The sequence below is a fragment of the Agrococcus sp. HG114 genome (assembly GCF_024723325.1).
Lineage (GTDB): Bacteria > Actinomycetota > Actinomycetes > Actinomycetales > Microbacteriaceae > Agrococcus.
The window spans coordinates 1-849 of the sequence record NZ_JANQCH010000248.1 but is presented as its reverse complement, the minus strand read 5'-3'; the positions used below and the strand labels follow the sequence as shown (position 1 = coordinate 849).

Sequence of the window (849 nt, the reverse complement as noted above, 5' to 3'; positions counted from 1 at the left end):
CACGAGGTCGGAGCGGCCCTGGAGCGCCGGCCGCAGCGCCGGCTCGACCGCCGCGGCGACGAGGGTCGATCCCGCGACCGTCGCCGCGCTCCAGCCGAGGCCGAGCAGCGCGAGCCCGACCGGGGCGAGCCCGACGGGCAGGGCGAGGTTCGCGACGAGCGCGAGCAGCAGGATCCCCGCGCCCGCGAGCACCGTCGCGCGCGCGCCGACGCGATCGGTGAGCCACCCGAACACGGGCGAGAGCGCGTACATGCCGGCGGTGTGCGCGCTCATCGTGAACCCGATCACGCCGAGGTGCTGGCCGGCGTGGTCGAGGTGCACGGGCGTGAGCGCCATGACGCCCACCATGGTCGCGTGGGCGGCGGCGACCGCGACGACGGCGGCGAGGGCCCGCGGATGCTCCGCGAGGCGCAGGCGGGGCGGCGCGGCCTGGGCGGGCACGCCGATGCGGCTCGCCAGCAGCGGGTCCGGCCGCAGGAGCGTCCACAGCACGGCCGCGACGACGGCCATCGCCGCGGCGCTGATGAGGTAGGCGCCGACGAGCGGCGGCAGCCCGAGGCCGATGCCGAGCGCGTCGCCGGGGCCGATGAGGTTCGGGCCCACGACGACGCCGATCGTCGTCATCCACACGACGAGCGAGAGGTCCCGGCCGCGCCTGCCCGGCGACGACAGATCGGTCGCGGCGAAGCGCGACTGCAGGTTGACGGCCATCGCGCCGCCGAGGACGAGGAAGCCGGGCAGCACGATCGCGGGCGAGCCGAGCGACCCGCCGACCGCGAGCGTGAGGGCGCCGGCGAGCGCGAGCAGCGCCCCGCTCGTGAGCGCGATGCGGCGGCCGCGGCGGTGCGC

The 849-nt window shown here is 78.0% G+C and carries 1 protein-coding gene; it reads right to left on the bottom strand.

Features of this window, described 5'->3' with window-relative positions; translation table 11 throughout:
- A partial coding sequence (locus tag NWP09_RS13045) for an MFS transporter (RefSeq protein WP_258275916.1) occupies positions 1–849 on the bottom strand: 849 nt, incomplete at both ends.